Here is a 26,593-nt window from a genome sequence, read left to right on the forward strand (position 1 = left end):
ACCGTTATAGTGCCACGGATTAAAAGTTATGAATTGATGGGACAGACGCATGGTACGAGTGATCGGGAGCTTAACCCTTGGGCTGATCGCCGCGCTTGCAGCAACAACCGTCAGCGCGGATCAAGTTTCGACTCAGGGGCGTTGGCGCTTGTTCGCAAGCCAGACGAAACTGCTCGATAACCGGGCGGCACAGCAATACAACAACTCGGTGCGGCTTAAACCGCCAAGTGTTGTCACACCGACGAAATACGGCACGCTGGAAGGCAACCTGCCCCAGTATCGCGGCAGCTATCGTGGCGAATATGTGGAACTCGCCCGGGCGGCGGCACGCAAACACGGTGTCCCCGAAGACCTGTTTCTACGGCTGGTGCAGCAGGAATCGCGCTTTAACGCCAAGGCAAAATCGCACAAGGGCGCCATTGGCCTTGCGCAGTTGATGCCCGGTACAGCCCGGGTGCTTGGGGTCAATCCCAACGATCCGCGCCAGAACCTTGAAGGCGGCGCGCGCTATCTCAAGATGCAGTACCAGACCTTTGGCAGCTGGCGTCTGGCGCTTGCCGCCTATAACGCAGGTCCCGGTGCGGTGAAAAAGCATGGCGGCGTGCCGCCGTATCGCGAGACCAGGAATTACGTGAAGAAAATCTGGGGCAGCTGAGGGCCCGGCTGCCATGGCAGAATGAAACGCCGGGGCAGCCCCCGGCGTTTTGCGTTTCTATTCGGCAGCAACCTTGATCACCGGTTCCATGCTGGCCAGTTCGGCGTCGGACAGGTGGCATTTCACCTGATGCCCTTCGGCAAGCATGCGCACCGGTGGCACCTCAGTGTCACACAGCCTGCCCGGCACCTTGTCTTTCCAGCGACAGCGCGTCTGGAAAGGACATCCCGGCGGTGGGTTCATCGCCGAAGGAATATCCCCCTCAAGCACGATATGCTGCTTTTGCACCTTGGTGTCGGCAATCGGTACGGCGCTCAGCAGCGCCTCGGTGTAGGGGTGATAGGGCGGGGCAAAGACCTGCTCGGTACTGCCCAGCTCCACCACATGGCCCAGATACATCACCATGACCCGATCGCTGAGGTAACGCACAATCGACAGATCGTGGCTGATGAACAAAAGCGTCGTCTTCTGTTCACGCTGAATTTCCATCAGCAGATCGGTGACTGCGGCCTGAACGCTGACATCCAGCGCCGAAACAGGCTCGTCCGCGACGACAATCCGCGCGTCGCCGGCAAAGGCGCGGGCAATCCCGACGCGCTGCTTTTGCCCGCCCGACAACTGGCGCGGCATGCGGTCGGCAAAGGCGCGCGGAAGTTTCACGAGATCCAGCAGTTCCAGCATCCTCTGGCGCCGCTCATCGTCGTTCTTGCCGATGCCAAAGATTTCAAGGGCGCGGATGATCTGCCGACCAACGGTCATCGAGGGGTTCAGCGTGTCAAATGGATTCTGAAAGACCATCTGGATGTCGGCAATGGTCTGGGTGTCGCGCGATTCAATCGGAGTGCTCTCTATGTTCCGATTATCGAGCAGAATCTGCCCGTCTGTCGCCGTCTCCAGCCCCATGAGCACCTTGGCAAAGGTCGACTTTCCGCAACCGCTTTCGCCAACGATGGCCAGTGTTTCGCTTTCCCGCGCCTCGAAACTCAGCGTTTCATTGGCCTTGACCACCTTGGTCGCACCCGAGCCGCCAAACAGCGCATTCGCCGCCACCTCGTAGTATTTCTTGAGGTTCTCCATTTTCAGAACAACCTTGCCCGGCGTGCTCTTTTCCTTGGTCACGATGTTGGCCGGAGGGGCGTTCCAGTCGATTTCCTTGAACTTCAGACAGCGCGAGAAATGCCGGTCGTCGCCGCCGATCTTTTCCATCGGAATGCGCTTTTGCCCATTGCAACGACCCGCCTCAAAGTAATCGCAACGCGGGCCAAAGTTGCAGCCCTTGGGGCGTTCATGAGGCAGGGGAAAGTTGCCGGGGATCGCCACCAAGGGATGCGCGTTCTTGTCGGCGCCGGGCAGGGGGATCGACCGGAACAGCGCCTGCGTATAGGGGTGCTGCATCTCGTCGAAGACGTCTTCGATGCTGCCGGTTTCCACCGCCTCGCCGGAATACATCACGCAAATCCGGTCACAGGTTTCCAGCACTAGCCCGAGGTTGTGCGAGATGAACAGCATGGAGGTGCCGTATTTCTTGCCCAACTCCTTGACCAGTTCGACCACAGCCGCCTCGACCGTGACGTCCAGCGCCGTGGTCGGCTCGTCAAGGATCAGCAGCGCAGGTTCGGCCATCAGCGCCAGCGCGATCACGATGCGCTGCTGCTGTCCGCCTGACAGTTGGTGCGGATAGCTGTTCAACATGCGCTTGGGGTCGGGCAGCTTCACGTCAGTGACCACCTGCAAGGCCCGCTCGTAAGCCTCTTTTTCCGACACGCCTTGGTGGATCATCGGCACTTCCATCAGCTGTTTGCCGATCTTCATCGCCGGGTTCAGGCTGGCCATCGGTTCCTGATAGATCATCGCGATTTGCGATCCACGAATGTCGCGCAACCCCTCCTGGCTCATCTCGTTCAGGTTCTGTCCCTTGAACCGGATCGATCCGCCGACGATGCGCCCGTTCTTGCCCAGATCCTGCATCACGCCCAAGGCCACAGTGGACTTGCCGCAACCGCTTTCTCCAACCAGCCCGACGGCCTCGCCGGGCATCACCTTGACGGAAAAATCCATCACGGCGGGAATTTCACGAAGCCGGGTGAAAAAGGAAATCGACAGCTGGTCGATCTCCAGAATGGGCCCGTCATAAGTGTCTTTCATGGCTTGTCTCCCAATCGGAGGGACAGAGAAACGCCACTGGTTTCATCGGTCCAAAAATATCCCGGGGGTCCGGGGGCTGGCCCCCGATCCGTCCCTTTCATCAATCGCGCAGGCTTTCCTCGCGCAGACCATCGGCCAGCAGGTTCAATCCCAGCACCAGCGACAACAGTGCAAAGGCGGGTGTCAAAGCCGGATGCAGATAGATCGACAGCAGCTTGCGACCGTCGTTGATCGTGGTTCCCCAATCCGGGCTTTCCGACGACAGGCCCAATCCGAAGAAACCCAAGGTTCCCAATAGGATCGTGGTATAGCCGATCCGCAGGCAGAAATCGACGATCAGCGGGCCGCGCGCGTTTGGCAGGATCTCCCACAGCATGATGTACCAAGGACGTTCGCCGCGCGTCTGCGCTGCGGCCACATAGTCCCGAGTCTTGATGTCCAGCGCCAGCCCGCGCACGATGCGGAACACCGTGGGCGAATTCACGAAGACCACCGAGACAAAGACCGTCAGCAATCCGCCATCCATCGGGATGAAGTCCAGCGGCCAGAAGGATATGCGGCTGTCCGGGGCGTTGATCGCGGCCATATAGACCAGAAACATCGGCACCAGCACCACCGCCAGCCATTTCAGGTTCTTGCCCGGCTGCGTGCGGAACCGCGACTGGATCAGTACACCCATGAAGACCATGGGAAAGATGAACAACAGGACAGCCATGTATTGCGGCAGGCCCGTCGCGCGGATTTCCGGCGTCACCAGCAGGTAGAACAGCAAGATCACCGGAAAGGCGAGGATCAGGTTCGCCAGAAAGCTCAGCACCGTGTCCAGCTTGCCGCCATAATAGCCCGCAGGCAGACCCAGAGTGATCCCGACCATAAAGGCAAACAGCGTTGCAAGCGGCGCGATGGCAATGACCACCGTGCTGCCTTTGACCATCCGCGTGAAAACATCCCGGGCCAGATTGTCGCCGCCCAGAAGATACCAGCCGTATTCCCCCTCGGCGGCACCGTTGAATGGCGTTCCGGGCAGCTTGTTCTTCATGCCCGAGGCCTGATTGAGCGCCTCATGCGTGGCAATCCAGTCAAATGCAGCGGTGAAAAAGGCCGTGTAGACCCAGAACATCACCAGCGCGAACCCGATCATCCCAACGGTGCTGTCGAACAGCTTGCCGTACAGACCCAACCGCCGCTTGTAGCGGATCGACAGGACAAAGGTGACCACAAGCGCGATCCAGACCGGGATGAACTGGTGACTGACAGCTCCGACAATCCCGGCGCTGGTGTTCATCAGCGCGCCAATCACCAGATATCCAAGTATCAGCGCTACGACGGCAAGTCCCAGAAAGTTCGACCCGATCCGGACAAGCCCCCAAACCCCGCCCGTGGCGATGATCGTGCCGTCAGCATTGGTCTGAATGCCGGTGTCGGGCTCAAACACCGAAAGGATCATCCGCAGGACAAGGGACAGCAGAAACACCGGGACAAGTACGAAAAGGATTGGATCAAGCACAGCGCCTAGGCTGCCGGTCCATGTAAGCGGTTCCATGAGCAGCCCTCCTTAATTTACGCTGATGCGTGGGTTGAGATAGACATAGCCGATGTCCGAAATCAGCTGCGTCACCAGAACCACGATGACCGAGACAACCGAGACGCCGAGCAGCAGTTCGATGTCGTTGTTCTGCGCGGCCTGAACCAGCGTCCAGCCAAAGCCCTTGTAGTTGAACAGTGTCTCGACAATGACCACGCCGTTCAGCAGCCAGGGAAATTGCAACATGATTACCGTAAAGGGCGCGATCAGCGCGTTGCGCAGCGCGTGCCGCATCACGATATTCGGAAAACTTACGCCCTTCAGTCGGGCGGTTCGGATGTATTGCGCGGTCATGACCTCGGCCATCGAGGCCCGCGTCATCCGCGCGATATAGCCCATGCCATACAGCGCGATGGTCAGCACCGGCAGAAAGAAATTCTCAAAGTTCGGGTTGTCCATGGCGCTGGCAGCGGTGCCCTTGAACCACTTTAACCCCACCGCCGAACTGGTAAAAACCGCGATGAACAAGACGCCCGAGACATATTCCGGCGTTGCCGTGGTCGCGATGGAAAAGGTCGACAGAGAACGATCCAGCGGCGAGCCTTCTTTCATGCCTGCCAGCACTCCAAGAAGCAGCGCCGAGGGCACCATCAACAGCATCACCCAGAACATCAGCCGCCCGGTCAGGGCCAACCGTGTTGCGACGATTGAGCCGACGCCCTCCTTGAAGACCGTGGAAAACCCCCAGTCGCCCTGAATGATGCCGCAAAAACTTTTAGCTTCCTCGGCGGGCTGGCCCGGTTCGGCGCAGCGGGCGCGGGTTTCGCCATCGGTGCCGGTGATCACCCAGCCCGGCGCGACACCCAGCCATTGCGCATATTTGATCGGCAAGGGTTCAAGATAGCCACGGTTGCCCAGATAGGTCGCAACCTGATCGTCGGTCATCCGAAAATTGCCCTCGCTCTTGGACAGCTTTTCGAGGTTTGGATAGAGGTTCGTCAGGAAGAAGACGATAAAGGTCAAAACGAGCGCGGTCAGGATCATCACCCCGAGCCGCCTTAATATGAATAATCCCATGATCGCCCCTGTCGGTCGGTTTTGCGGGGTGGTCCCCGTCTGGTTTTATCAGGTCGTGCCCCCCGTATGAGGGGCAAAAAAAGGGCCGCAACGACTGCGGCCCTTGATCATTCTGCTCAGGCGGCGAAGCCCAGCTTGTAGACGTGGATCTCAAAGCTGGGGTGCATCTCGGCCCCGATCACACCCGGCTTGTAGTGGCGATACAGCGAGCGCCAGTACGGCTGGATGATCACAGCATCGTCCTGCATGATCTTCTCGATCTCGGCCATGACCACGCGGCGCGCATCGGCGTCGGCGATCGACATGGCGGCGTTCAGCTTGGCGTCGAATTCGGGGTTGGCATAGCCCGCTTCGTTCCACGCTTCGCCCGAACGGTAGGCCAGCGCCAGAACCTGAACGCCCAAGGGGCGGTGGTTCCATTCGGTGATCGACAGCGGATACTTGGCCCAGTCGTTCCAGAAGGTCGAGCCGGGCAGAACAGTGCGCTTCACGTTGATCCCAGCGTCGCGCATCATCGCTGCTGCGGCGTCGCCCGTGTTCTTGGTAAAGCCATCGTCCAGCGTGATCAGCTCATGCTCGAAATCGCTCATGCCGGCCTCTTCCAGCATGGCAACAGAGCCGCCGGGGTTCAGCTCGGTGCCGCCGATGTCGGCGTATTCCGGGTGCACCGGGGCGACATGGTGGTTGTCGGCCTGAACGCCCAGCCCGGCATAGCCAAGCTCAAGGCAGACCGCATTGTCAACGGCCATTTGCAGCGCCTTGCGCACCTTGAGGTCCGAGTAGGGGGCGCTGTCACCGACCAGCGTTTGCTGGTTGAAGCGCAGAACAACTGTTGCGCCGGTCACGACTTCGGATTTCTCCCAGCCGATGGCATCACCGATTTCGATGAATTCATTGACGTTCTGATACAGCATGTCGACTTCTTCGGATTCAACCGCCGCGATCCATGCCGAGGGGTCCGTGCCGTAGTCGATGAACTCGATCCGGTCGAGATAAGCGCCGCCGATGCCTTCGGCGTCGGTGCCCCACCAATTGTGGTTCTCGTTCTTGACAAGCGAGGCCTTGACCCCGACCTCAAGCGTTTCCGGCAGGTAGGCGCCCGTGCCGATGGGATTGTCCAGCATGGTTTCCGGGTTGTGGCTCGAATGCACGACAGCGGCCGGGTAATCGGCCATGCCCACGACAATCGAAATATCCGGCACCGGCAGTTTGACCAGAACTGTCAGGTCGTCTGTCTTGGTGACGGCGCCTTCAATCAGCTTGTTGGTGTCGGCATCAATCAGCGTCGCCATGCGGCCGGCCATCGAGTTGCCTTCGACATTCTTGTCGCACCAGTATTCGAACATGCGCACGACGTCATCGGCGTTGAACGCATCGCCGTTGTTCCAGGTCACGCCCGGACGCACGTGAAGAGTGACTTCGGTGGCGTCGTCGTTGGTGTCCCAGCTTTCGATCAGCAAACCGCGCAGGCTGCCGTCGCGGTTGTATTCAACCATGTATTCCAGCCAGCCGCGGGTGAAGTTCGAGATCTGCGTCCAGTCCATGGTCCGCGGATCCTTGATCGCGCGCACTTCTTGCTGGATGCGTATGGTGCCACCGGTCTGCGCATGCGCGGCGGCCTCTGCCGGGCTGCCCAGACCTCCCAGCGCATAGGCCGCGGCCGCGCTCAGACCCAGAGCCGTGGTCCGCGTCAGGAATTCACGACGATCCAGTTGGCCCGTCTTGAATTCTTCCGCGTACATCTTGGCTGCCGGATGTACCCGGGCGCCGTTGTTGCATTGCGTCATGTTATTCTCCCTGTGACACAAGATTTCATATGTTGGGGTCTTGTTGTCGGGCGCTTGTCTTGTGTCGACCGCGCACCCTTGCCCCAGTTCCCGCCCATTGCGCATAAGTTGACAAGCTGCGTCAACGCTTGCTTTCGCCGTTTTGCGGTCAAAAAACGACATCCTCCTTATTCAAAAGCGACAAGTTGGGAAGTGCAAGGAAAAGTTCCGATAAGCTTGCGCCTAAACACGATGTCGCGATCGGCTGCGCAAAGCGCTTGGCGACAGGCCGGTGTGGTTCTGCATGAACCGCGTGAAATAGGCCGCAGAGGCAAAGCCAAGCGACTTTGCAATCTCCTGCACTGACGGTTTCGGCGCCTCCAGCGCCATGCGCGCCGCGTGCAGTTTACGTTCGGTCAGGATGTCAGCGGCGGTTTTTCCGCAGCTTTGACGACAGACGCGCGTCAGATGAGTTGGCGTGACGTCCAGCATTTCCGCGTAATCGCCCATCAACATCGGCGTGCGAAAATCGCGCGTCACATGTTGGGCAAAGCGTTTGGCCAGCCGCCCGGCGGCTGTTTCCTTGGGGCTGTCGACGGTGCCTTCCCGGATCTGCCGATTCAGCCAGACCCCGACAAGTGCCACATGTGCTTCGATCGCTTCGTCCAGATAGGGGCGGCGCTGGCGCAATTCACGCTGAATCGAGTCGATTGTTCCAGTCAACTCAGCCTGAGACAGGCTGTCCCGCACCCGCAGCAACAGCGGCTCTTTCGGCAATTGCCCGGTCAGCCCTGCAGGGCTTTCCAGATACAGCGATTGTACGGTGTTGGGCAATTCAAGGGAAAACAATGTCCCGGCGGGCAGGTACAGCGCAGTATGCATCGAGACACCGCGCCGCACGCCATTGACGATCACGCGGCCCTGTCCGCGCGTGATCCACAGCAGGAAGTTTTCGGAGCGGTCGTGTTGCAGGTCGTACTTCCAGCTCGCCCCTTGAACGGCCAGCCCGAACGAGCCGCAGTTTACCGGCCCCCGCGGCGCTGGGGCTGGCGGCATCGCCTTGCGCAAAAAAGACGGAACCGTGCTCATGCCAAGACCTTCGGGTGAATTTTTTGCCAGCGCGTCATCCGCCCTTTAAACCATGTCCTTTGGCGTTTGGCGAATTGGCGAGTGAGGATCGTGGCGCGTTCAAAGGCGGCCTCCTGAGTCATCTCGCCTTTGACCACGGCGATCAGTTCGGCTGCGCCAATTGCCTTGGACGAGGGCAGGGCGGGCGACCAACTGCCCAGGTTGGCCCGTGCTTCGTCCAAGGCTCCTGCGTCGATCATCTTGCGAAAACGTCCTTCGATCCTTGGGGTCAGCCAGTCTTTTGGCGCATCAAACAGGGCAGTTTGCGCATGATCCAGCGGTAAGAGCGGCGGCGGCGTTGTGTCTTGCCAAGCGGCCAACCCTTTCCCGGTCGTGCGCAGCACCTCCCAGGCACGCATCACGCGGGCGGGGTTGTTCAGGTCGATCCGCGCGGCGGTTTCCGGATCAAGTTCGGCGATGATCGCCTCTAGCCCGTCATGTTCCAAACGCTCTTCGCCCATTGCGCGAATGTCCGGTGGCGTTTCCGGAATCTCGGCCAAACCTTCCGTCAGCGCCGTAAAATAAAGCCCGGTGCCTCCGGTTATGATCAGCCGCTCTGATCCGTTCAGCAAAGCGGCCACGTCGCGCAGCCATTGTCCCACGGAATAGGGGGCCTCGCCCGGGATATGGCCGTACAGTGCATGCGGCGCCAAAGCCTCTTCCGCTGCCGAGGGGCGAGCTGTCAAAATTCTCCAGTTTTCATAGACTTGGATGGCGTCTGCGTTGACGATCACGCCACCTTGATCTTGGGCCAGCGCCAATGCAAGCGCGGACTTTCCGCTCGCTGTGGGGCCTGCGATCAGCACATGCCGCGCAGGATCGAACCCACGCGCCACTGCGCTGGCGGCCTGCATCTGCGACGTCGTCATCTTGTGTGATCCACTCTTTCCTCGTGGCATCGCCGCATTGCGGCGCCGAGCCATTGCAGCCGCTGCGGTTTTGCGCCAAACATGGCGCGATCATATCCCCCAGCCAAGACGGAGCGCAACATGAGCGAGAGCGGCACGCAAGAAACAAAATTCAAGCGCGTGATGTTGAAGATCTCAGGCGAGGCTTTGATGGGGGATCAGGGCTTTGGCCTGCACCCGCCGACCGTCCAGCGCATCGCCAATGAGGTCAAGACCGTGCACGACATGGGCGTCGAGATTTGCATGGTGATCGGCGGTGGCAACATTTTCCGCGGTCTGGCCGGCAGCGCGCAGGGGATGGAAAGGACCACCGCAGATTACATGGGCATGCTGGCGACCGTGATGAATGCGCTTGCCGTGCAATCCGCGCTGGAAGGTCTGGGCGTCTTTACCCGGGTGATCTCGGCGATCCGCATGGATGAAGTGGCCGAGCCATACATCCGTCGTCGCGCCGTCCGCCACCTTGAGAAAAAGCGGGTCTGCATTTTTGCCGCGGGCACCGGCAACCCCTATTTCACCACCGACACCGCTGCAACTTTGCGTGCAAATGAAATGGCTTGCGAGGCGATCTTCAAGGGGACAAAGGTGGACGGTGTCTATGACAAGGACCCGGTCAAACACGCTGACGCGGTGCGCTATGACGACGTGACTTATGACGAGGTTCTGGCCAAGCACCTGAACGTCATGGACGCCAGCGCGATTGCTCTGGCGCGCGACAACAACCTGCCGATCATCGTGTTTTCGCTGGACGAGCCGGGTGGCTTCAAGGGGATCCTGGCCGGGAAGGGCACCTATACCCGCGTCCACAGTTAATGGCGGCGGGCCGCGCGGTTGGTGCGCGGCGTTTCTCCGAACAGAGCCCTGTAGCTTCGGGTAAAGGCCGAGGGTGAGACGAATCCTGTCGCTGCGGCAATTTCCTGAACGCTAAGCTCGGTGTCCTGGACCAGAGTTTTTGCCCGGGTCAGGCGGAGTTCGAGATAGGCTTGCATTGGCGTTTGGCCCAGTCCGTGCTGGCAACGGGTGCGCATTTGCTTGGGGCTCAGATCCAATTCACGCGCGACGGCGTCCAGCGGGATCGGGTTTTCAAGATTGGCGGCCATGACAGCCTGCATCCGCATCAGAACCGGATCAGATGCGCGCGGCAATTTCTGGCTGTCGCCCGCAACGGCCAAACGGCCCAAAGCCAGCGCTTCAGAGATTTGCGCCGACAATGACGGCGCGACCGTGCGCGCGACCCATGCCAAAAGAGCATCGACGCCTGCCATTCCACTGCCGGCAGTCAGCCTCTCGCGATCAAGGCAATATTTCGCATCGGAATGCGCGACTTGTGGCCAGCGCCCTTGATGTTCAGGCTTTTCGGCATCTTCCAGAACAGCCTCGCGTCCATTCAGCAAACCCAATTCCGCAAGCACCACTGTGCCAGGCCCGATCGCGCCCAAAGTCGACGAAGCTTTGTCAGCACGGGCCAGAAAGCCACGAAACCCAAAGGGAAGGTGCCGTAAAGGCCTGGCCCCGGCGCATAGCAGCACAAGGTCCGTCGCTTCGGCACCGTCCCACCCGGTCGCACTAGGGGCGAGTGGGATACCTTCCAAGGTATCAATCTCTTGGCCGGTGACGGTGCGGGTCTGCCAGTTGAACAATTCGCGCCCAGAGCATCGATTGGCCAATGTCAGAACTTCGCGGATCAGCGCATAAGTCAAAATAGGTGTTCCGGGAAAGACTATGATGGAGACCTGCATATCTGACTTTCGTGCATGATTTTAGGCATTTAATGGCGGCTCGTCCGGTATTCAGGGACTTTTGTGCACGAAAACGGTAAATACTTTGTTGACGTGGTGGGACCTGCCCATTTTGAGCGTTGCCAGGAAGATTGTGCATGAAATGCAGACTAATTGGCATGAAGGTCAGAAAATGACGTCTTTTCAAGTATGAAAAAGGACAAAAAGGGGCTTAGGCCATTTGGCTAACAGGCTCTGGTTTGCCGTATGACAGGTCCCGGTTCATCACGGCGGAAAACGTCAGAATGAACAATGAAAAGAAGCTGCGTCTAACCAGCAGACTGGGAAACGCCCGCCATATCTGCGATCAGGCAACGTAAATCTGCGCCAGAAGGTTCGTGCCGAACCATGTCCGGGTACTTCCCCAGCGCAATCCCCGGCCAGATCTCTCGAATTGCCGCCTTTGCCGTGGGCGGCAGTGATTTCATCGCTTCAGGACCTGGGTAAAAGCTCTCGACAGGCCCGCCGCAGGCAAAGACCAGTTCATGGCGATCAAATGCAAGGTGATAGTAGGCCACGACAGAGTCATTGCTTTGGTAGACACCGCGCAAACCTGTCAGTTTCTTGGCCGCCGTCAAAAAAACGACCGTTCCAAACCTGAGTGTATTCGACCGGGCATTGATCATGACACGGTGATTGGGAGAAAGCGCAAGTCGTTTTCTCGGCAGCCCGCAGCCAAGCGTGCCCTTGCGAAACACGATCGGAGGAGCGATCTCCCCAGTGATACAGCCGATCCAACGTAAAACCTGCGCGCCATGATCCAAGGTCAATATCAAATCCCCGGCGCTCAGCTTTTCGACCCTCTGTGGACCTGTCGGAGTTTCGACAAACGTGCCCTGGGCCAGGCAAACGGTCGAGCCGCTCATGGATTGCCAGGTGTTGTACCCAGCCGCAGCGGTGGTGATGGGGGAAATAAGTTCTATGGACCGGATGGTCAGATTGTCCATGTTGCCAAGGTTTTGCATGTCGCCGACAAAGGTGTCGCCGTTCTGCATCTGCACGACCACCACGTCGATATCGTGAATCGTGCCGTCATCCTCGATCACCTGCGCGGAATAGGTGATCGTACTGTCGACCTGTTCGTCATGGAAATTTCCGGCAACAGTGTACTGGACATGATCGTTGCCATAATTCGTTTCGTCATCGAAGATCGCGCTGTCATTGTTGTTGTCGATACTGGTCAAATCGACCAGTTCCAGATCCTGGAACGAATGATAGGTGCCCGCAAGATTGCTTGCGAGTTCCGCGTCCAAATCGGCTTCATTCACATCAATCGACGCCAGCGTGCCAATGTAGACCATGGTATTGATCGTCGTGGCCACGCGCGGATTATCAAGCTGCCGGGTTAATTTCATGTTTCCGGCCAACAGCGTACCCTATACAAGCTGCGCATTCTGGGGTTATAGCAGGGTCAGCAAAACAACGCCCGCTGGGCGCGCCTAGACGATTGGGAGAGACGAGCAGATGTCCGGAGAAGATTTCGAGCTTGATACAGATGACCTGAAGCGCCGTATGGACGGCGCCATTGCCAACCTGCGCACCGAATTTGCGTCATTGCGCACGGGCCGTGCCTCGGGGTCAATGCTTGAACCGATCATGGTCGACGCCTATGGCTCGCAGACTCCGATCAACCAGGTCGGCACGGTCAACGTTCCCGAACCGCGCATGGTCACGATCAACGTCTGGGACAAAGGCCTTGTGGGCAAGGTCGAAAAGGCGATCCGCGAAAGCGGCCTGGGGATCAACCCGCAGCTGAACGGTACGATCATCATGCTGCCGATCCCGGAGCTGAACGAAGAACGCCGCCGCGAGCTGACCAAGGTCGCTGGCAACTATGCCGAGCACGCCCGCGTCAGCGTTCGCAACGTGCGTCGCGACGGCATGGACCAGATCAAGAAGGCCAAGGCCGACGGGATGAGCGAAGACGACCAGAAATTCTGGGAGCAGGAAGTTCAGGACCTGACGGACCAATACATCAAGAACGTCGATGACGCGCTTGAAAACAAACAAGAAGAGATTATGCAGGTCTAAGCGCGTTATGCTTGCACGGGCTCCATTTGGGTCACGGGCGGCAGCGCATTGCCGCCGTGCAAGCATTCGGCTTTGGCAATTGGACGATGATTGCGCTAAACCCCGCTTCAGACCGCTGATTGCAAGGACTGCCCGATGAACAAGACGTTCCGTGAAACAGATGGCCCGCGCCATGTGGCCATCATCATGGATGGCAACGGACGTTGGGCCACAATGCGCGGTCGTCCGCGTCTTTTCGGACATCATGCGGGTGCCAAGCGGGTGCGCGAAGTGGTCGAAGCCTGCCCCGATCTTGGCATAAAATACCTGACGATCTTTGCCTTCTCGACCGAGAACTGGAAGCGCACACAGGTCGAGGTGGCCGGTCTGATGAGCCTGTTCCGCCGCTATATCTCCAAGGAAGCGCGAGCGTTGAAAAAGCAGAATGTGCGGGTGCGGTTCATCGGCGACCGGGTTCGGCTGGATGACAAGCTGATCAACCTGATGGATGAGCTTGAGCAACTGACCGAAGATTGCTCTGGCACGAATCTGACCATCGCGCTGAATTATGGCGGCCGGGACGAGGTGGCCCGCGCCACACAGCGGCTGGCGCAGGACGTCGCGGACGGCAATCTGGACCCTGCCTGCGTCGATGAGGAAACCCTGCCACGTTATCTTGACACACACGTTTTGCCTGACCCCGACTTGGTGATCCGCACCAGCGGCGAGGCGCGCATATCCAACTTCCTGCTCTGGCAGTCGGCCTATGCCGAATATGAATTCGTCGATACGCTTTGGCCGGATTTCACCGCCGAAGAACTGGGCAAGCTGTCCAAATCCTATGCTCAGCGGGATCGCCGTTACGGAGCCGTCAAGACATGAGCGGCGCGAACTGGGATGATCTGAAAGCGCGGCTTGCCTCGGGTGTGGCGATGGTCGTGGTCGGGCTCCTGGCCGTTTGGCTGGGGGGGCTTTGGTTCCACCTGCTGATCGCTTTGGCCACAGGTCTTATGGTCTGGGAACTGGTACGGATGCTGAATCCGGCGCAGGCCAATGTTGCCATGGGGCTGGGCCTGTTCAGCGGGCTCGCTTCGTTGGTTGCGCCGCATTTGGCGCCTGCCATCGCTTTGCCGCTGCTGTTTCTTCCCGCGATGCTGGGTCTTGGGCGCATGGGGCGAGGCGGCGTCGTTTATGCGGTCTATGCCGCGCTGATCATGCTGGCTGGGTACGGAATGATGGGCCTGCGGGACGATTTTGGACTTCTCTGGATGCTTTGGCTGGTCGTCGTGGTGATTGTCACCGATGTCGCAGGCTATTTCGCCGGACGCATGATTGGCGGGCCAAAGTTCTGGCCCAAGGTCAGCCCTAAAAAGACGTGGTCCGGCACTGCCGCGGGTTGGATTGCCGCCGCGATTGTCGGTCTGATCTTTGCCAAATGGACGTTGGCCGGGGCCGGGCTTGCCGGTGTTTCGATCGCGGTGAGCATGGCCAGTCAGCTGGGTGATATTGCCGAAAGCGCGATCAAACGTCGCTGTGGGGTCAAGGACAGCTCGAACCTGATCCCGGGGCATGGCGGTTTGCTGGACCGGTTTGACGGCATGCTGGGGGCTTCGGTCTTTTTGGTGATCGCTGGGCAGATCGTCGGCTTTCCGCCGGGCAGCCAGTAGGGGCAGGGCGCAATGCGGCGAGTCTCCATTCTGGGTGCGACGGGCTCGATCGGGCAAAACACGATCGACCTGATCGCGCGGGCGCCCGAGGACTATCAGGTTGTTGCCCTGACCGGCGGCCGTAATGCGCAAAAGCTGGCGCAGGACGCGATCCGGCTTGGGGCGCAAATCGCTGTCGTTGCCGACGAGGCGGCTTTGCCGGCGCTGCGCGAGGCGCTGTCGGGCAGCGGGATCGAAGCTGCCGCTGGCCGCGCCGCCTTGATCGAAGCAGCGCAGCGCCCTGCTGATTGGGTCATGTCCGCCATCGTCGGCGCCGCCGGGCTCGAACCCGGCTTGCGTGCCCTGCAAGGCGGGGCCGCTCTGGCGCTGGCCAACAAGGAAAGCATGGTGTGCGCCGGGCCGTTGATGCTTCGGACCGCCGCCGAGGGCAGGGGCCGCATTCTTCCGGTCGATAGCGAACATTCCGCGGTGTTTCAGGCGCTACTGGGCGAGGATATCGCTTCGGTCGAGCGTATCGTGATCACCGCAAGCGGCGGTGCCTTTCGGGATTGGCCGCTGGAGGATCTGGACAAGGCCACGCCGGAACAGGCCGCCACCCACCCGAATTGGGACATGGGGCAGCGCATCACCATCGACAGCGCTTCGATGTTTAACAAAGCTCTGGAACTTATAGAAACCAAAGAGTTTTTCGGCGTCTCCCCGGACAAGATAGAAACCGTCGTTCATCCGGAATCGATGATCCACGCGATGGTCGGTTTCAACGATGGCGCGTTGATGGCCCATGTGGGCCCGGCTGATATGCGCCACGCCATCGGCTTTGCGCTGCATTACCCGCAGCGCAAATCGCTTCCGGTCGAACGGCTGGATCTGGTGAAATTGGGACAACTGACCTTTCGCACGGCCTGCGAGGTGCGCTGGCCTGCGTTGCGGCTGGCGCGCGAGGTGATGCACACCGGCGGTCTGGCCGGAGCGGTTTTCAATGCCGCCAAGGAAACCGCCTTGGATGGATTTATCGAAAAACGCATTACCTTTTCACGTATGGCGGGCGTCGTCGAGGAGGTCTTGACCAGTCTTTCGGCCCAAGCGGGCCTTATTGATGCCGAAGTTACTCTTGATAACGTCCTGCAAGCAGACCATCTCGCTAGGCAGAAAGCCCATGAGATTCTGACACACTGAGTGCTCTAAAAGGGGGCGAGACCTTGGATATGACCACCCTGATTCCGCAGTTCGGCGGAATTCTCTGGACGCTGATCGCGTTTGTTATCGCGCTCTCTGTGATCGTGACGATTCACGAATACGGCCACTACATCGTTGGCAAGAAGTCGGGCATCTTTCCCGAGGTTTTCTCGCTCGGGTTCGGCCCGGTGATCTGGTCGCGTTATGACAGCTACGGCACGAAATGGCAGCTCGCCGCTTTGCCCTTTGGCGGCTACGTCAAGTTTCGCGGCGATGCGAACGCCTCGGGCGGGCGCGACGAAGAGGTCTATTCAAGCATCAACGAAGACGAACTGCGCACGACCATGGAAGGCGCGCCGCTTTGGGCGCGGACCGCGACGGTGGCCGCTGGTCCGCTGTTCAACTTTGCCCTGTCGATCATCATTTTCACCGGCGTGATCATGTTCCGCGGCGTCGTGGCCGAGCCGTTGACCGTGGGCGAATTGCGCCAGCTTCCCGCCACGCAAGAGCTTCAGATCGGCGATCAGATCACCAAGATCGCGGGTAAAGCCCCGCCGGGGTTTGACGATCCGGTGGCTTACGAAACCTTCATGAAAAACCTGCCGAAACAGGGACTTCTTGAGTATACCGTACTGCGTGACGGGCAAGAGGAAACGGTTTCCGGGCCCTATGTCTATCCGCCGATCGTGACCCAGATCGCGCCGCGCTCGGCTGCTGGGGACACGGGCATGAAACAGGGCGATGTGATCGTCGCCATTGACGGCGAACCGATTTTTGCTTTCGACCAACTCAAGGAAAAAGTCGAAGGCTCTGAAGGCGCGACACTGGCGCTGGACGTCTGGCGCGACGGAGAGATCCTTCCGATGGAACTGACCCCGCGCCGGGTGGATGAACCGCAGGCCGATGGCGGGTTCAAGACCTTCTACCGTATCGGTATCGTGGGCGGCATCCTGTTTGAGCCTGCCACCGTCACCCCCGGCTTTGGTGAGGCGCTTTGGTCGGGCGTCAGCCAAGTGGGCCGCATCATGCAGGGCTCGATCTCGGGCCTGTGGCACATGGCGACGGGCGCAATCAGCACCTGTAACCTGTCCGGCCCCATCGGCATCGCCGAAACCTCGGGTGACATGGCCAGCCAGGGCACGGCAAACTTCATCTGGTTCATTGCCGTGCTGTCCACGGCCATTGGCCTGCTGAACCTCTTCCCGGTGCCCGTTCTCGATGGCGGACATCTGGTGTTCTACGCCTACGAGGCGCTGTCGGGCCGCCCGCCCAGTGACAAAGCCCTCAAGGTGCTGATGTCCATCGGTCTGACCGTCGTTCTGGCCTTGATGGTTTTTGGCGTGAGCAATGATTTGTTCTGCAACTGACGACAATTCATGGGGCAGGGGTCAAAATCCTGCCTCATTTACCTGTCAGTAAGGTCTCACCAACAAAGGGACCGAATCCATGCAAACGATTCAAGCCGGATACCGCAGCATGAGCCTGCTGGTCACCATAAACTGGGACCGGCTCCTTTATCTTGCGACGATAGTCTTTGCCCTGTTCTTTGGGGCTTATATGGGCACGATGTTTCTGTGATTTCCCAATAGGCACAACCGCCTAGGCCGGTTTGCGCCGAACCGATGTGCGAACGCTACATCTTGTGGTGAAACACTTTCAGGGCTTTTGACATCGGCCCCCATTCCCGATACTGACTTTGTGAGGCATGTCGGAATGGATTGGCGAGAATGGCAAAGGTCATTTCCGCGCGTAAGACGCGCAGGGTATTTGAAGCAAACCGGGTTTCCAAAGCGACGAAGGCAGTGGCAATTGCCATTGCATTGGCCGCTGGAGTAGGGACTGTTACTGTCCCGCAGGTCTCTTACGCACAGAGCTTTGCGTTCACGTCGGTTTCCATCGAAGGCAACAAACGGATCGAGGGCAGCACGATCCTGTCCTACGCCGGAATTGCACGCGGGCAGACGGTTTCAGCGGCCGAGTTGAACGACGCCTATCAGCGCATTCTGGGTTCGGGCCTGTTTGAATCGGTTGAGTTGATCCCGCAAGGCTCCACGCTGGTGATCCGCGTTGTCGAATATCCAACGGTCAACCGCATCAATTTCGAAGGCAACAAGCGCATAAAGGACGAAGATCTTGCAGCGCTGGTGCAATCGGAATCGCGCCGGGTCTTCAGCCCGCGTGTGGCCGAATCCGACGCTCAGGCCATTTCCGAAGCCTACGCCCAACAGGGCCGCATCGCAGCCCGCGTCACTCCCAAGGTGATCAAGCGCAGCGACAATCGCGTTGATCTTGTCTTCGAAGTCTTCGAGGGCGGCGTATCCGAAATCGAGCGCATCGGGTTTGTCGGCAATGGCAAGTATTCGGATCGTCGCTTGCGCCGGGTTCTGGAAACCAAACAGGCTGGCCTGCTGCGCGCGTTCATCAAGAAAGACACCTTTATCGAAGACCGGATCGAATTCGACAAGCAATTGTTGAACGATTTCTACGCCTCGCGCGGTTACGTCGATTTCCGTGTGACAGGTGTTAACGCAGAACTGGCCAAGGAACGTGACGGGTATTTTGTGACCTTCAACGTTGAGGAAGGGCAGCAGTTCAAATTTGGCGAAGTCTCGGTCACCTCGGACCTTCCGGATGTTGATCCGGACACCTTTGAACGCGTGGTCAAGCTGCGGTCGGGCAAGGTTTATTCGCCCAGTCTGGTTGAGAATGAGATTGCGCGGCTGGAACGTCTGGCCATCGAAGAAGGTCTGAACTTTGTTCGGGTCGAACCTCGCGTCACCCGAAACGACCGCGATTTGACGCTCGACGTGGAATTCATGCTGACCCGCGGCGAGCGGATCTTTGTGGAACGCATCGACATCGAAGGCAACACCACCACGCTGGACCGGGTTGTTCGCGAACAGTTCGATGTGGTCGAAGGCGATCCCTTCAACCCTCGCGCCATTCGCGAAAGCGCCGAGCGTATCCGCGCTCTGGGGTTCTTTGAAACCGCCGAAGTGCAGGCCCGCGAAGGCTCCAGCCCGAACCAGGTCATTGTTGACGTCAATGTCGAAGAGAAACCGACAGGCGCGCTCAGCTTTGGCGGATCCTATTCGTCTACGGATGGCTTTGGCGCCTCGATCTCGTTCAGCGAGCGGAACTTCCTTGGACGTGGGCAGGCCTTCAGCTTTGCCATCCAAACCGCGGCCGGTGCGAACCGCTATTCGCTGTCCTTCCTCGAGCCTCGCTTGCTGGGACGCGACGTCGCCTTTGGACTGGACATGAACTATTCCGAAACGACGCTGCTGTCGTCGTTCTTCAACACCGCCGAAGGCACATTCCAGCCGTCGATCTCTTTCCCGCTGTCTGACAATGGCCGTTTGCAACTGCGCTATACGTTCCGCTATTCGGATATGCGCGATCTGGATCAAACCAAGGTCGGGACTGATTTCGGATCGCTCATTGCCGCTGAGGCTGCGATTGGCGAACGGTATGACAGTTCGTTGGGGTACACCTTCAGCTATGACACTCGGCGCACCGGTCTGAACCCGAATGCCGGTGTTCTGCTCGAGTTTGGTCAGGACTTTGGCGGCCTTGGAGGCGACAGCAATTTCATACGCACCAAGGCAAAGGCCGTGGCGCAGACCAAGGTTTTCAACGAAGAAGTGACTCTGCGAGCCTCACTGGAAGGCGGCGCGCTGCACTACTCCAAAGGCAGCAGCCGCGTGGTCGATCGTTTCGTTGTCGGGCCGAACATCATGCGCGGCTTTGAATACGGCGGCATTGGCCCACGCGAATACATCGCCGGCACCGATGTGAACGACAAGCTGGGCGGCAACTTCTACGCCGTGGCGCGGTTCGAGGCGGAATTCCCGCTTGGCCTGCCCGAGGAATACGGCATCACCGGCGGCGTCTTTTATGACGTTGGCTCGGTCTGGGGTTTGGACAACACCAATGCCAACGTCCTTTACGAAGATTTCAGCGCGCGTCACGTCATTGGTGTGTCAGTTTTCTGGGACAGCTTCATCGGCCCGCTGCGTCTGAACTTCTCCGAAGCCTTGAAGAAGGAAAAGCAGGACGTTCCGCTGAACTTCAACCTGACCATTTCGGCCGAATTCTAACGTGATGCGCCGCCTCTTTGCCTTGCTGTTGCTCGGCCTTTGGCCAGCCCTTGCGGCAGGGCAAAACCTTGGCGGGCCGCTCAGCGAAGGCGTGGTGCAAAGCCCGGTTCTGGTGATTGAATTCGAACGTGTGTTCAGCGAAAGCGCCTTTGGCAAACGCGTGATTGCTGACATTGAAAGCGAAGGTGCGGCCCTGGCCGCAGAAAACCGCCGGATTGAAACCGAGTTGACCGAGGAAGAGCGCCGCTTGACGCAACAACGCGCCAGCTTGCCTGCCGAGGATTTTCGGACGCTTGCCGATGCCTTTGACGAAAAGGTTCAGCGCCTGCGCCGCGAACAGGATACCAAAGCACGGGCCGTCAGTGCCCGCCCAGAAGAGGCGCGGCGCCAATTCGTCGTCACCATGCAGCCCGTGCTGCGCGAGATCATGCAAGAGGCCGGCGCCGCCGTGATCCTCGAACGCCGTTCGACCTTTGTGTCGATTTCAGCAATCGATGTGAGCGATCGTGTGATTGAACGGGTCGACGCGGAAATTGGCGATGGCCGCGACCTGCCTGCTCCCGACCCCGAGACCAATCCCTGACTCTTGCTCAAATTCATCTGTGTTGCTAGGGACAGGGGCTAACACCACCAGACCGAGGGACCCCAATGACCGAAACGCTGCTGAGCGCTGACATCCAGCTGATCCAACGGATTATCCCGCACCGCTATCCCTTTCTTCTGGTGGACCGCGTGGAAGAAATTGACGGTACCCAAAGCGCTGTTGGTATCAAGAATGTCACCATGAACGAGCCGCATTTTCAGGGCCATTTTCCCGGTCTGCCGATCATGCCGGGTGTAACCATCGTCGAGGCGATGGCCCAAACGGCGGCCGTCATGGTTGGCACGACGTTGGGCATGGAAGACAAGGAAATGAAGGTCTATTTCATGTCCATCGACAAATGCAAATTCCGCCGCAAGGTGATCCCCGGCGATCAGCTCAAGATGCGCCTGACGACCCTGCGCGGCAAACCCGGCGGCAAGGTCTGGAAATTTGGCGGTGTGGCCGAAGTGGATGGTGAAATGGCTGCCGAGGCTGAATTCACGGCCATGATGGACCTGCCGTCTTGACCTCTGCCAGTATCCATCCCAGCGCCTATGTCGAAGAGGGCGCCCAGATCGGCGAAGGATGCAGCGTTGGTCCGTTCTGCCATATCGGCCCCGAGGTGGTTCTGGGCCAAGGCGTTGTGCTGAAATCACATGTGGTCGTCACCGGCCAAACCGAGATCGGTGATGAAACCGTGGTTTTCCCGTTTTCGGTGCTGGGCGAGATTCCGCAGGATCTCAAGTTCAAGGGCGAAAAGACTCGGCTGGTTATCGGCAAGCGTAACCGCATCCGCGAGCATGTGACGATGAATACCGGCACGATGGGCGGCGGCGGTGTCACCCGCGTCGGCGACGATGGATTGTTCATGGCAGGGTGCCATGTGGCCCATGATGCGCAGGTCGGTGACCGCGTGATCGTGGTGAATTCGGCCGCGCTGGCCGGGCATTGTGTGGTCGAAGACGATGTGATCATCGGCGGTCTTTCCGGCGTCCACCAATGGGTACGGATCGGGCGCGGCGCGATCATTGGCGCCGTGACGATGGTGACCAACGATGTGATCCCATACGGGCTTGTACAGGCACCGCGCGGCAAACTGGACGGGCTGAACCTTGTCGGCCTGAAGCGCAAAGGCGTCGCCCGGTCGGACATCACCGCCTTGCGCGCCGCGTTCCAGATGTTGGCGCAGGGCGAGGGGGCCTTTCAGGATCGGGCGCGCCGTTTGGGCGAAGAAACCCAAAGCGACTATGTCCGGGAGATCGTTGATTTCGTCCTGGGGGACAGTGACCGTTCCTTCCTGACGCCGGGCTGAGCACATGTTGGCGCTGATCGCAGGGCGCGGGGAGTTGCCCCGCGCGGTCGCTATGGCGCAGGACACGGCCCCGCTGATCTGCGCGCTTGAAGGCTCGATGCCCGAAACCGTGACCGCGTCGCATGTCTTTCGGCTCGAACGGCTTGGCGGTTTTCTGAAATGGTTGCGGCGGCAGGGCGTGACCCATGTGTGCCTCTGCGGTGCCGTGGATCGCCCACGCTTTGATTTACTCAAGTTGGACCTTGCCACTTTGGCCTTGTTGCCGCGTATCCGTCGGGCGCTGAGGCGCGGCGACGATGGTGCGCTGCGCATTGCCATTTCGATCCTCGAACAGGCGGGTTTCAAGGTGATCGCGGCACACGAAGCTGCGCCCGATTTGTTGCCCAAACCCGGAACGCTCACCACCGCGCAGCCAGACCACAGCGCCCAACAGGCCGCCGAGACTGGCGATCGTGTCAGTGAAGAACAGGCATCGAAGGATCTGGGTCAGGCCTGCGTCGTCACCGAGGTTGATGTTCTGGCCCGCGAAAGCGAAGCCGGCACCGATGCGATGCTGGCCGGGACAGTAAGCGCGCCCGGTGCGGTGTTTTACAAGGCGCCCAAACCCGGACAGGATCGCCGCGCCGATTTGCCGGTGATTGGCCCGGAAACCGCCATGCGCGCCGTACAGCTTGGCCTTGCCGGTCTGGTGATCGAGGCAGGCGGCGTCATGGTGCTGGACCAGCGAAAGGTAATCGACATTCTGGACAAGGCGGGCCTGTTTCTTTGGGTTCGGGAAAGGCCGCACTGATGCGCGTATTCATCACAGCCGGAGAGGCGTCCGGCGACAAACTGGGCGCGGCGCTGATGCAGGGGCTGAAGCAATTGGTGCCCGATGTCAGCTTTCGCGGCATCGGCGGCGAAAGGATGCAGGCCGAGGGGCTGGACAGCCTGTTCCCCATGGACGAGATCAGCATCATGGGAATCGCGGAAATCCTTAAGGAATACAAGGCGCTAAAGGGCCGCATTCGGCAAACAGCGGATGCGGTGATCGAAGAGCGCCCGGATGTTCTGATCACCATCGACCTGCCCGAATTTTCCCTTCGTGTGAACCGTCTGGTCAAGGCCGTGTCGGACGTGCGGATCGTTCACTATGTGGCCCCCACGGTCTGGGCCTGGCGACCCAAGCGCGCCCAAAAAATGGCGGCGCATGTGGATCAGGTCCTCGCGCTTTTGCCGTTTGAGCCGCCATATATGCAGGCTGCCGGGATCGACTGTGATTTTGTCGGCCACCCGGTGGTCACGGATCCTCAGGCAACCGAGGCCGAAGCGCAGGCATTCCGCGCCGCGCATGGCATCGCGGGGCCGATGGCCTTGATGCTACCGGGATCACGCCGGTCCGAGGTGTCGCGGTTGTTGCCGATCTTTACTGACGTGGCGGAACGGCTGCATAAAGCACGGCCAGACCTGCGCATCGTGGTGCCTGCGGCTGGGGCGGTGGCCCAGACCGTGCAAGCGGCTGTCGCGGAATGGCCGGGCGCGCCTTTGGTGATCTCTCCGAAAGATGATGAAAGCGGTGCGCAAAAACGCGCGGCGTTTCGGGCCGCCGATGTGGCACTGGCAGCCTCTGGCACCGTGTCGCTGGAATTGGCGGCGGCAGGAACGCCGATGGTTATCGCCTATGACATGAGTTGGCTCAGCCGCCAGATCATCGGGCGCATGTTGCTGGTGGATACGGTGACACTGGTCAATCTGGTTTCGGATACGCGGGCGATCCCCGAATTCATCGGTCAAAACTGCCAGCCCGGACCCATCGCCAAGGCTTTGGTACAGGTTCTGGACGCACCGGACGCGCAAAAGCAGGCGATGGAATTGACCATGCAACGGCTCGGGCAGGGGGGCGAATTCCCGGGCCTCAGGGCCGCGCGGGCGGTCCTGGACGGGATCGCGGGCGCCGCGACCAAAAACTAGAACCGACAGCCCGTCAAAAAAAAGCCCCCGAAAGGCAGCGCTTTCGGAGGCTTTTGTTTGTCTGGGTCCAGCTTTTACTGGTTCAGCGACGAGGCTTGTTCAAAGGCTGCGGTGAAGCCCGTCAGAGACATGTCGACAGTCACCTTCTGGTCCGGCGCAAGAGCGGGCACCAGGGTTACGGTCGCCTTGGCGCCGCCTTTGAAGCGGGCGATATCCTCGGCGGTGAAGCCAACGCGGGCGTAGCAGCCGATAGGTGCGCAGAAAGAATAGTCGTAGCGGCGCGCTTGCCCACTATCCACCGTAACGGTCAGCTTTTGCGGCAGAAGCGTTTCCAGAGGAACCACGAAGGTGCCACCAGCCACAGCGCGACCACCGTTCTGGAGTTTGAAGATGCTGACCTCGGCCACCGAAGCGCCATTGGGGTCTTTCAACAGTTGGTACATCTGGCAGACGTCATCGGCGTCCTGCACCTTGAGACACTGCAGCGACCAATCACCGAACGTATCCTTGATGTAGGTTTCCGGCTGGCCGGCTGCGGGCGTGGACGCGTCTTCACCCAGGTCGAGTGCGCCACCAATGTTTGTGCTGCCATCCGCAGCAGGAGCAGCCGTTTCGGCCTGATCCGTGCCTGTCGCGGTGTCCTGAGCATAAGCCGGTGCTGCACCCAGTGCGGCAACGAGTGACAGAAGAAGGAACGATCTTTTCATGGAAGTCCTCTGAAATCCTCTTTTATCATTTGGTCATCGCTTATCATGCCATTGCAGCAGTGTCAGGGTAGAAAAACCAGACCTTGCCATCTGAACGCGGATAAACGCTTGTCAGCTATGACGTTCTTGCTTTCACAGTGAGAGGAAAAAAGAAAGGGGCCCGAATAGGCCCCTTTCCGCTTCACTCCCTGTCGGACCGGCCGACTTTTCATTGAACGGAACGCTACGAAAACTGATCGCGGCGGTCAACAGGCTTTTATCAAAGAAATTTCTTCTCGCTATCGGAACGAAAAAAGCCGCGCCCGAGGGCGCGGCCAGTCTGACAGGGAGGAAGTCTGCCCGGGATAGGAGAGGACATGTCATCCCGGACGAATACACTCTGGCATCAATTGGTTAAGGATGTATGTTCGGTGCGGTCGAGTGGGAGTACAGTAATGACGGACGGAATCTTTGTTGGCGGCGGCGGGCCAGACTACGGCGAAAAACAGTATTTGGCCTTGAAATATGCCAACCGCCATGGGCTGATCGCGGGGGCGACAGGCACAGGCAAGACTGTCACGCTGCAAATTCTCGCGGAAGGGTTTTCGAATGCGGGCGTCCCGGTCTTCATGGCGGACGTCAAGGGCGACCTGTCCGGCCTTGCGGTGGCCGGCAGTGCAACTGGCAAGCTTCACGCGCCTTTCATGGAACGCAATGCCAAGATCGGCTTTGACGATTTCGCCTACGGCGCTTTCCCGGTCACCTTTTGGGACTTGTTCGGCAAACAAGGCCATCCCGTCCGCACAACGGTGTCGGATATGGGGCCGCTGCTTTTGGCGCGGTTGCTGGAGCTGTCCGAAGCGCAAGAAGGTATCCTCAACATTGCCTTCCGACTTGCCGATGAACAAGGTCTGCCGCTGCTCGATCTTGCGGACCTGCGGGCGCTGCTGGTTTGGGTCGGCGAAAACCGGGCCGATCTGTCGCTGCGCTATGGCAATATCTCGACGGCCTCGGTTGGCGCGATTCAAAGGCGTCTCCTGATCCTTGAAAATCAGGGGGGCAATGAGCTTTTTGGCGAACCGGCCCTGGAACTCTCTGACCTGATGCACACTGATTCCGATGGGCGCGGACGGGTGAATATCCTGGCTTCGGACACGCTGATGCAATCGCCACGGCTTTACGCGACCTTCCTGCTTTGGCTGCTGTCCGAGCTGTTCGAAGATCTGCCCGAGGTGGGCGATCCGGACAAGCCAAAGCTGGTTTTCTTCTTCGACGAAGCGCACCTGCTGTTCGATGGCGCCCCCAAGGCTTTGGTCGACAAGGTCGAGCAGGTGGCGCGTTTGATTCGCTCGAAAGGGGTCGGGGTCTATTTCATCACGCAAAGCCCGGACGACATTCCCGAGGATATTCTCGGCCAGTTGGGCAACCGGGTCCAGCATGCGCTGCGCGCCTTCACCGCACGCGACCGCAAGGCGCTGCGTCTGGCGGCCGAAACCTACCGCGAGAACCCGCGCTTTGACATAGAAGAGGCGATCCGCGAAGTCGGCGTCGGCGAAGCGGTCACCTCGATGTTGCAGAAAAAGGGTGTGCCGGGGATTGCCGAGCGTACGCTTGTCCGCCCGCCATCGTCGCAACTGGGGCCGATCACCCCGGCCGAGCGCGGCGGGATCATGGGCGCCTCGGCGTTGTCCGGAAAATATGACGAGCGTCTGGATCGAATCTCGGCATTTGAGATCCTGAAGAAACGCGCCGAGGATGCAGCGCATGCGGCGGAAGAGGCCGAAAAGCAGGAAGAGGAAATGGAGGCTGCGCAGCGCGACTATAACGCCGGGCGACGGTATTCCGGCACAAGGGTAGGGCGCTCGACCTCGCGGACTGTGCGCAAAAGCAGCAAGGAAAAGAGCTTTGGCGAGGCCATGTCGGACATGGTCGTCAAGGAGCTGACCGGCACCACGGGGCGCCGCATCGTGCGCGGCATTCTGGGCGGATTGTTCAAGGCCCGCTGAGCGATCCAGTCGGGTTTGGGGCTCTGCCCCGCGCCTGCGGCGCCCCCCGGGATATTTTTTGACCAATGAAGGGCGGTGCGGGTGAGGCCGTGATGCCGGTGTGCCGGACTGAACGAAATTC

General features: G+C 59.5%; 24 protein-coding genes. 15 read left to right on the plus strand and 9 right to left on the minus strand.

Features of this window, described 5'->3' with window-relative positions; translation table 11 throughout:
• Window positions 1-49: 49 nt before the first annotated feature.
• Entirely contained in the window at window positions 50-655 is a 606-nt protein-coding gene (locus tag ACOYQJ_RS06435; protein WP_422905179.1) for a lytic transglycosylase domain-containing protein, read from the plus strand.
• A gap of 57 nt (window positions 656-712) precedes the next feature.
• Here the strand turns inward: ACOYQJ_RS06435 and ACOYQJ_RS06440 are convergent, their stop codons facing one another.
• The 6 genes from ACOYQJ_RS06440 to miaA form a co-directional block, all read right to left on the minus strand.
• Window positions 713-2,800, minus strand: a complete 2,088-nt coding sequence (locus tag ACOYQJ_RS06440) for a dipeptide ABC transporter ATP-binding protein (RefSeq protein WP_422905180.1) — start codon at window positions 2,798-2,800, stop codon at window positions 713-715.
• Between the two features lie 100 nt (window positions 2,801-2,900).
• A complete protein-coding gene (locus ACOYQJ_RS06445) occupies window positions 2,901-4,343 on the minus strand; it encodes an ABC transporter permease (protein ID WP_422905181.1) in 1,443 nt (480 codons plus the stop codon).
• A gap of 12 nt (window positions 4,344-4,355) precedes the next feature.
• Window positions 4,356-5,402, minus strand: coding sequence for an ABC transporter permease (locus ACOYQJ_RS06450; protein ID WP_422905182.1), 1,047 nt, complete (start codon window positions 5,400-5,402; stop codon window positions 4,356-4,358).
• A 116-nt stretch (window positions 5,403-5,518) separates the two neighbouring features.
• Entirely contained in the window at window positions 5,519-7,189 is a 1,671-nt protein-coding gene (locus ACOYQJ_RS06455; RefSeq protein WP_422905183.1) for an ABC transporter substrate-binding protein, read from the minus strand.
• 222 nt (window positions 7,190-7,411) lie between these two features.
• Window positions 7,412-8,257 (minus strand): AraC family transcriptional regulator, encoded by an 846-nt coding sequence (locus ACOYQJ_RS06460; RefSeq protein WP_422905184.1) that lies wholly within the window; start codon window positions 8,255-8,257, stop codon window positions 7,412-7,414.
• Window positions 8,254-9,165, minus strand: a complete 912-nt coding sequence (gene miaA / locus ACOYQJ_RS06465) for a tRNA (adenosine(37)-N6)-dimethylallyltransferase MiaA (protein WP_422905185.1) — start codon at window positions 9,163-9,165, stop codon at window positions 8,254-8,256. The genes ACOYQJ_RS06460 and miaA overlap by 4 nt, the downstream gene beginning before the upstream one ends.
• Before the next feature lie 120 nt (window positions 9,166-9,285).
• Between miaA and pyrH the strand changes: the two genes are divergently transcribed.
• Window positions 9,286-10,017: a UMP kinase gene (pyrH, locus tag ACOYQJ_RS06470; RefSeq protein WP_422905186.1), complete on the plus strand. Its 732-nt coding sequence runs from the start codon at window positions 9,286-9,288 to the stop codon at window positions 10,015-10,017.
• On the opposite strand, the gene ACOYQJ_RS06475 is transcribed toward pyrH, so the two are convergent.
• Both ACOYQJ_RS06475 and ACOYQJ_RS06480 read right to left on the minus strand, forming a co-directional pair.
• A complete protein-coding gene (locus ACOYQJ_RS06475) occupies window positions 10,014-10,943 on the minus strand; it encodes a GlxA family transcriptional regulator (RefSeq protein ID WP_422905187.1) in 930 nt (309 codons plus the stop codon). The two genes, pyrH and ACOYQJ_RS06475, sit on opposite strands and share 4 nt — an antisense overlap.
• A gap of 308 nt (window positions 10,944-11,251) precedes the next feature.
• Window positions 11,252-12,337: a Hint domain-containing protein gene (locus tag ACOYQJ_RS06480; RefSeq protein ID WP_422905188.1), complete on the minus strand. Its 1,086-nt coding sequence runs from the start codon at window positions 12,335-12,337 to the stop codon at window positions 11,252-11,254.
• Between the two features lie 109 nt (window positions 12,338-12,446).
• Here ACOYQJ_RS06480 and frr point away from each other — a divergent pair, with 109 nt between their 5' ends.
• From frr to lpxB, 12 genes are all read left to right on the plus strand, one after another.
• Complete coding sequence (gene frr, locus ACOYQJ_RS06485; protein ID WP_422905189.1) at window positions 12,447-13,013, plus strand: ribosome recycling factor; 567 nt, start codon at window positions 12,447-12,449, stop codon at window positions 13,011-13,013.
• 135 nt (window positions 13,014-13,148) lie between these two features.
• Window positions 13,149-13,874 (plus strand): undecaprenyl pyrophosphate synthase, encoded by a 726-nt coding sequence (gene uppS, locus ACOYQJ_RS06490; RefSeq protein ID WP_422905190.1) that lies wholly within the window; start codon window positions 13,149-13,151, stop codon window positions 13,872-13,874.
• Window positions 13,871-14,659 carry a phosphatidate cytidylyltransferase gene (locus ACOYQJ_RS06495; RefSeq protein WP_422905191.1) on the plus strand — a complete coding sequence of 263 codons (789 nt, stop codon included), beginning with the start codon at window positions 13,871-13,873 and terminating at the stop codon, window positions 14,657-14,659. Before uppS ends, ACOYQJ_RS06495 begins: the two co-directional genes overlap by 4 nt.
• Before the next feature lie 12 nt (window positions 14,660-14,671).
• Window positions 14,672-15,835 carry a 1-deoxy-D-xylulose-5-phosphate reductoisomerase gene (gene dxr, locus ACOYQJ_RS06500; protein ID WP_422905192.1) on the plus strand — a complete coding sequence of 388 codons (1,164 nt, stop codon included), beginning with the start codon at window positions 14,672-14,674 and terminating at the stop codon, window positions 15,833-15,835.
• A 23-nt stretch (window positions 15,836-15,858) separates the two neighbouring features.
• Window positions 15,859-17,202 carry an RIP metalloprotease RseP gene (gene rseP, locus ACOYQJ_RS06505; RefSeq protein ID WP_422905193.1) on the plus strand — a complete coding sequence of 448 codons (1,344 nt, stop codon included), beginning with the start codon at window positions 15,859-15,861 and terminating at the stop codon, window positions 17,200-17,202.
• 79 nt (window positions 17,203-17,281) lie between these two features.
• Window positions 17,282-17,413, plus strand: a complete 132-nt coding sequence (locus tag ACOYQJ_RS06510; RefSeq protein ID WP_422905194.1) for a hypothetical protein — start codon at window positions 17,282-17,284, stop codon at window positions 17,411-17,413.
• A 149-nt stretch (window positions 17,414-17,562) separates the two neighbouring features.
• On the plus strand, window positions 17,563-19,935 hold the full coding sequence (gene bamA, locus ACOYQJ_RS06515; protein WP_422905195.1) for an outer membrane protein assembly factor BamA: 2,373 nt from the start codon (window positions 17,563-17,565) through the stop codon (window positions 19,933-19,935).
• A 4-nt stretch (window positions 19,936-19,939) separates the two neighbouring features.
• Complete coding sequence (locus tag ACOYQJ_RS06520; protein WP_422905196.1) at window positions 19,940-20,518, plus strand: OmpH/Skp family outer membrane protein; 579 nt, start codon at window positions 19,940-19,942, stop codon at window positions 20,516-20,518.
• A gap of 65 nt (window positions 20,519-20,583) precedes the next feature.
• Window positions 20,584-21,045 (plus strand): 3-hydroxyacyl-ACP dehydratase FabZ, encoded by a 462-nt coding sequence (fabZ, locus tag ACOYQJ_RS06525; protein ID WP_422905197.1) that lies wholly within the window; start codon window positions 20,584-20,586, stop codon window positions 21,043-21,045.
• Complete coding sequence (gene lpxA, locus ACOYQJ_RS06530) at window positions 21,042-21,830, plus strand: acyl-ACP--UDP-N-acetylglucosamine O-acyltransferase (RefSeq protein ID WP_422905198.1); 789 nt, start codon at window positions 21,042-21,044, stop codon at window positions 21,828-21,830. The genes fabZ and lpxA overlap by 4 nt, the downstream gene beginning before the upstream one ends.
• Before the next feature lie 4 nt (window positions 21,831-21,834).
• Window positions 21,835-22,620, plus strand: a complete 786-nt coding sequence (locus ACOYQJ_RS06535; protein WP_422905199.1) for an LpxI family protein — start codon at window positions 21,835-21,837, stop codon at window positions 22,618-22,620.
• Complete coding sequence (gene lpxB / locus ACOYQJ_RS06540) at window positions 22,620-23,780, plus strand: lipid-A-disaccharide synthase (protein WP_422905200.1); 1,161 nt, start codon at window positions 22,620-22,622, stop codon at window positions 23,778-23,780. The genes ACOYQJ_RS06535 and lpxB overlap by 1 nt, the downstream gene beginning before the upstream one ends.
• 74 nt (window positions 23,781-23,854) lie before the next feature.
• Here lpxB and ACOYQJ_RS06545 read toward each other — a convergent pair whose 3' ends face one another.
• Window positions 23,855-24,487: an invasion associated locus B family protein gene (locus tag ACOYQJ_RS06545; protein ID WP_422905201.1), complete on the minus strand. Its 633-nt coding sequence runs from the start codon at window positions 24,485-24,487 to the stop codon at window positions 23,855-23,857.
• A gap of 434 nt (window positions 24,488-24,921) precedes the next feature.
• On the opposite strand from ACOYQJ_RS06545, the gene ACOYQJ_RS06550 reads away from it, so the two are divergent.
• Window positions 24,922-26,472 (plus strand): helicase HerA-like domain-containing protein, encoded by a 1,551-nt coding sequence (locus tag ACOYQJ_RS06550; protein WP_422905202.1) that lies wholly within the window; start codon window positions 24,922-24,924, stop codon window positions 26,470-26,472.
• Window positions 26,473-26,593 lie beyond the last annotated feature (121 nt).

This window comes from Pacificoceanicola algae, assembly GCF_049341065.1.
Taxonomy (GTDB): domain Bacteria; phylum Pseudomonadota; class Alphaproteobacteria; order Rhodobacterales; family Rhodobacteraceae; genus Pacificoceanicola.

Coding starts and splice junctions, on each gene's coding strand:
- lpxB (WP_422905200.1), top strand. CDS start 22,620: ATGCGCGTATTCATCACAGCCGGAGAGGCGTCCGGCGACAAACTGGGC.
- ACOYQJ_RS06440 (WP_422905180.1), bottom strand. CDS start 2,800: ATGAAAGACACTTATGACGGGCCCATTCTGGAGATCGACCAGCTGTCG.
- ACOYQJ_RS06445 (WP_422905181.1), bottom strand. CDS start 4,343: ATGGAACCGCTTACATGGACCGGCAGCCTAGGCGCTGTGCTTGATCCA.
- ACOYQJ_RS06520 (WP_422905196.1), top strand. CDS start 19,940: ATGCGCCGCCTCTTTGCCTTGCTGTTGCTCGGCCTTTGGCCAGCCCTT.
- ACOYQJ_RS06545 (WP_422905201.1), bottom strand. CDS start 24,487: ATGAAAAGATCGTTCCTTCTTCTGTCACTCGTTGCCGCACTGGGTGCA.
- ACOYQJ_RS06450 (WP_422905182.1), bottom strand. CDS start 5,402: ATGGGATTATTCATATTAAGGCGGCTCGGGGTGATGATCCTGACCGCG.
- ACOYQJ_RS06435 (WP_422905179.1), top strand. CDS start 50: ATGGTACGAGTGATCGGGAGCTTAACCCTTGGGCTGATCGCCGCGCTT.
- miaA (WP_422905185.1), bottom strand. CDS start 9,165: ATGACGACGTCGCAGATGCAGGCCGCCAGCGCAGTGGCGCGTGGGTTC.
- ACOYQJ_RS06495 (WP_422905191.1), top strand. CDS start 13,871: ATGAGCGGCGCGAACTGGGATGATCTGAAAGCGCGGCTTGCCTCGGGT.
- ACOYQJ_RS06535 (WP_422905199.1), top strand. CDS start 21,835: ATGTTGGCGCTGATCGCAGGGCGCGGGGAGTTGCCCCGCGCGGTCGCT.
- bamA (WP_422905195.1), top strand. CDS start 17,563: ATGGCAAAGGTCATTTCCGCGCGTAAGACGCGCAGGGTATTTGAAGCA.
- pyrH (WP_422905186.1), top strand. CDS start 9,286: ATGAGCGAGAGCGGCACGCAAGAAACAAAATTCAAGCGCGTGATGTTG.
- ACOYQJ_RS06475 (WP_422905187.1), bottom strand. CDS start 10,943: ATGCAGGTCTCCATCATAGTCTTTCCCGGAACACCTATTTTGACTTAT.
- uppS (WP_422905190.1), top strand. CDS start 13,149: ATGAACAAGACGTTCCGTGAAACAGATGGCCCGCGCCATGTGGCCATC.
- ACOYQJ_RS06510 (WP_422905194.1), top strand. CDS start 17,282: ATGCAAACGATTCAAGCCGGATACCGCAGCATGAGCCTGCTGGTCACC.
- ACOYQJ_RS06480 (WP_422905188.1), bottom strand. CDS start 12,337: ATGAAATTAACCCGGCAGCTTGATAATCCGCGCGTGGCCACGACGATC.
- ACOYQJ_RS06550 (WP_422905202.1), top strand. CDS start 24,922: ATGACGGACGGAATCTTTGTTGGCGGCGGCGGGCCAGACTACGGCGAA.
- ACOYQJ_RS06460 (WP_422905184.1), bottom strand. CDS start 8,257: ATGAGCACGGTTCCGTCTTTTTTGCGCAAGGCGATGCCGCCAGCCCCA.
- frr (WP_422905189.1), top strand. CDS start 12,447: ATGTCCGGAGAAGATTTCGAGCTTGATACAGATGACCTGAAGCGCCGT.
- dxr (WP_422905192.1), top strand. CDS start 14,672: ATGCGGCGAGTCTCCATTCTGGGTGCGACGGGCTCGATCGGGCAAAAC.
- fabZ (WP_422905197.1), top strand. CDS start 20,584: ATGACCGAAACGCTGCTGAGCGCTGACATCCAGCTGATCCAACGGATT.
- ACOYQJ_RS06455 (WP_422905183.1), bottom strand. CDS start 7,189: ATGACGCAATGCAACAACGGCGCCCGGGTACATCCGGCAGCCAAGATG.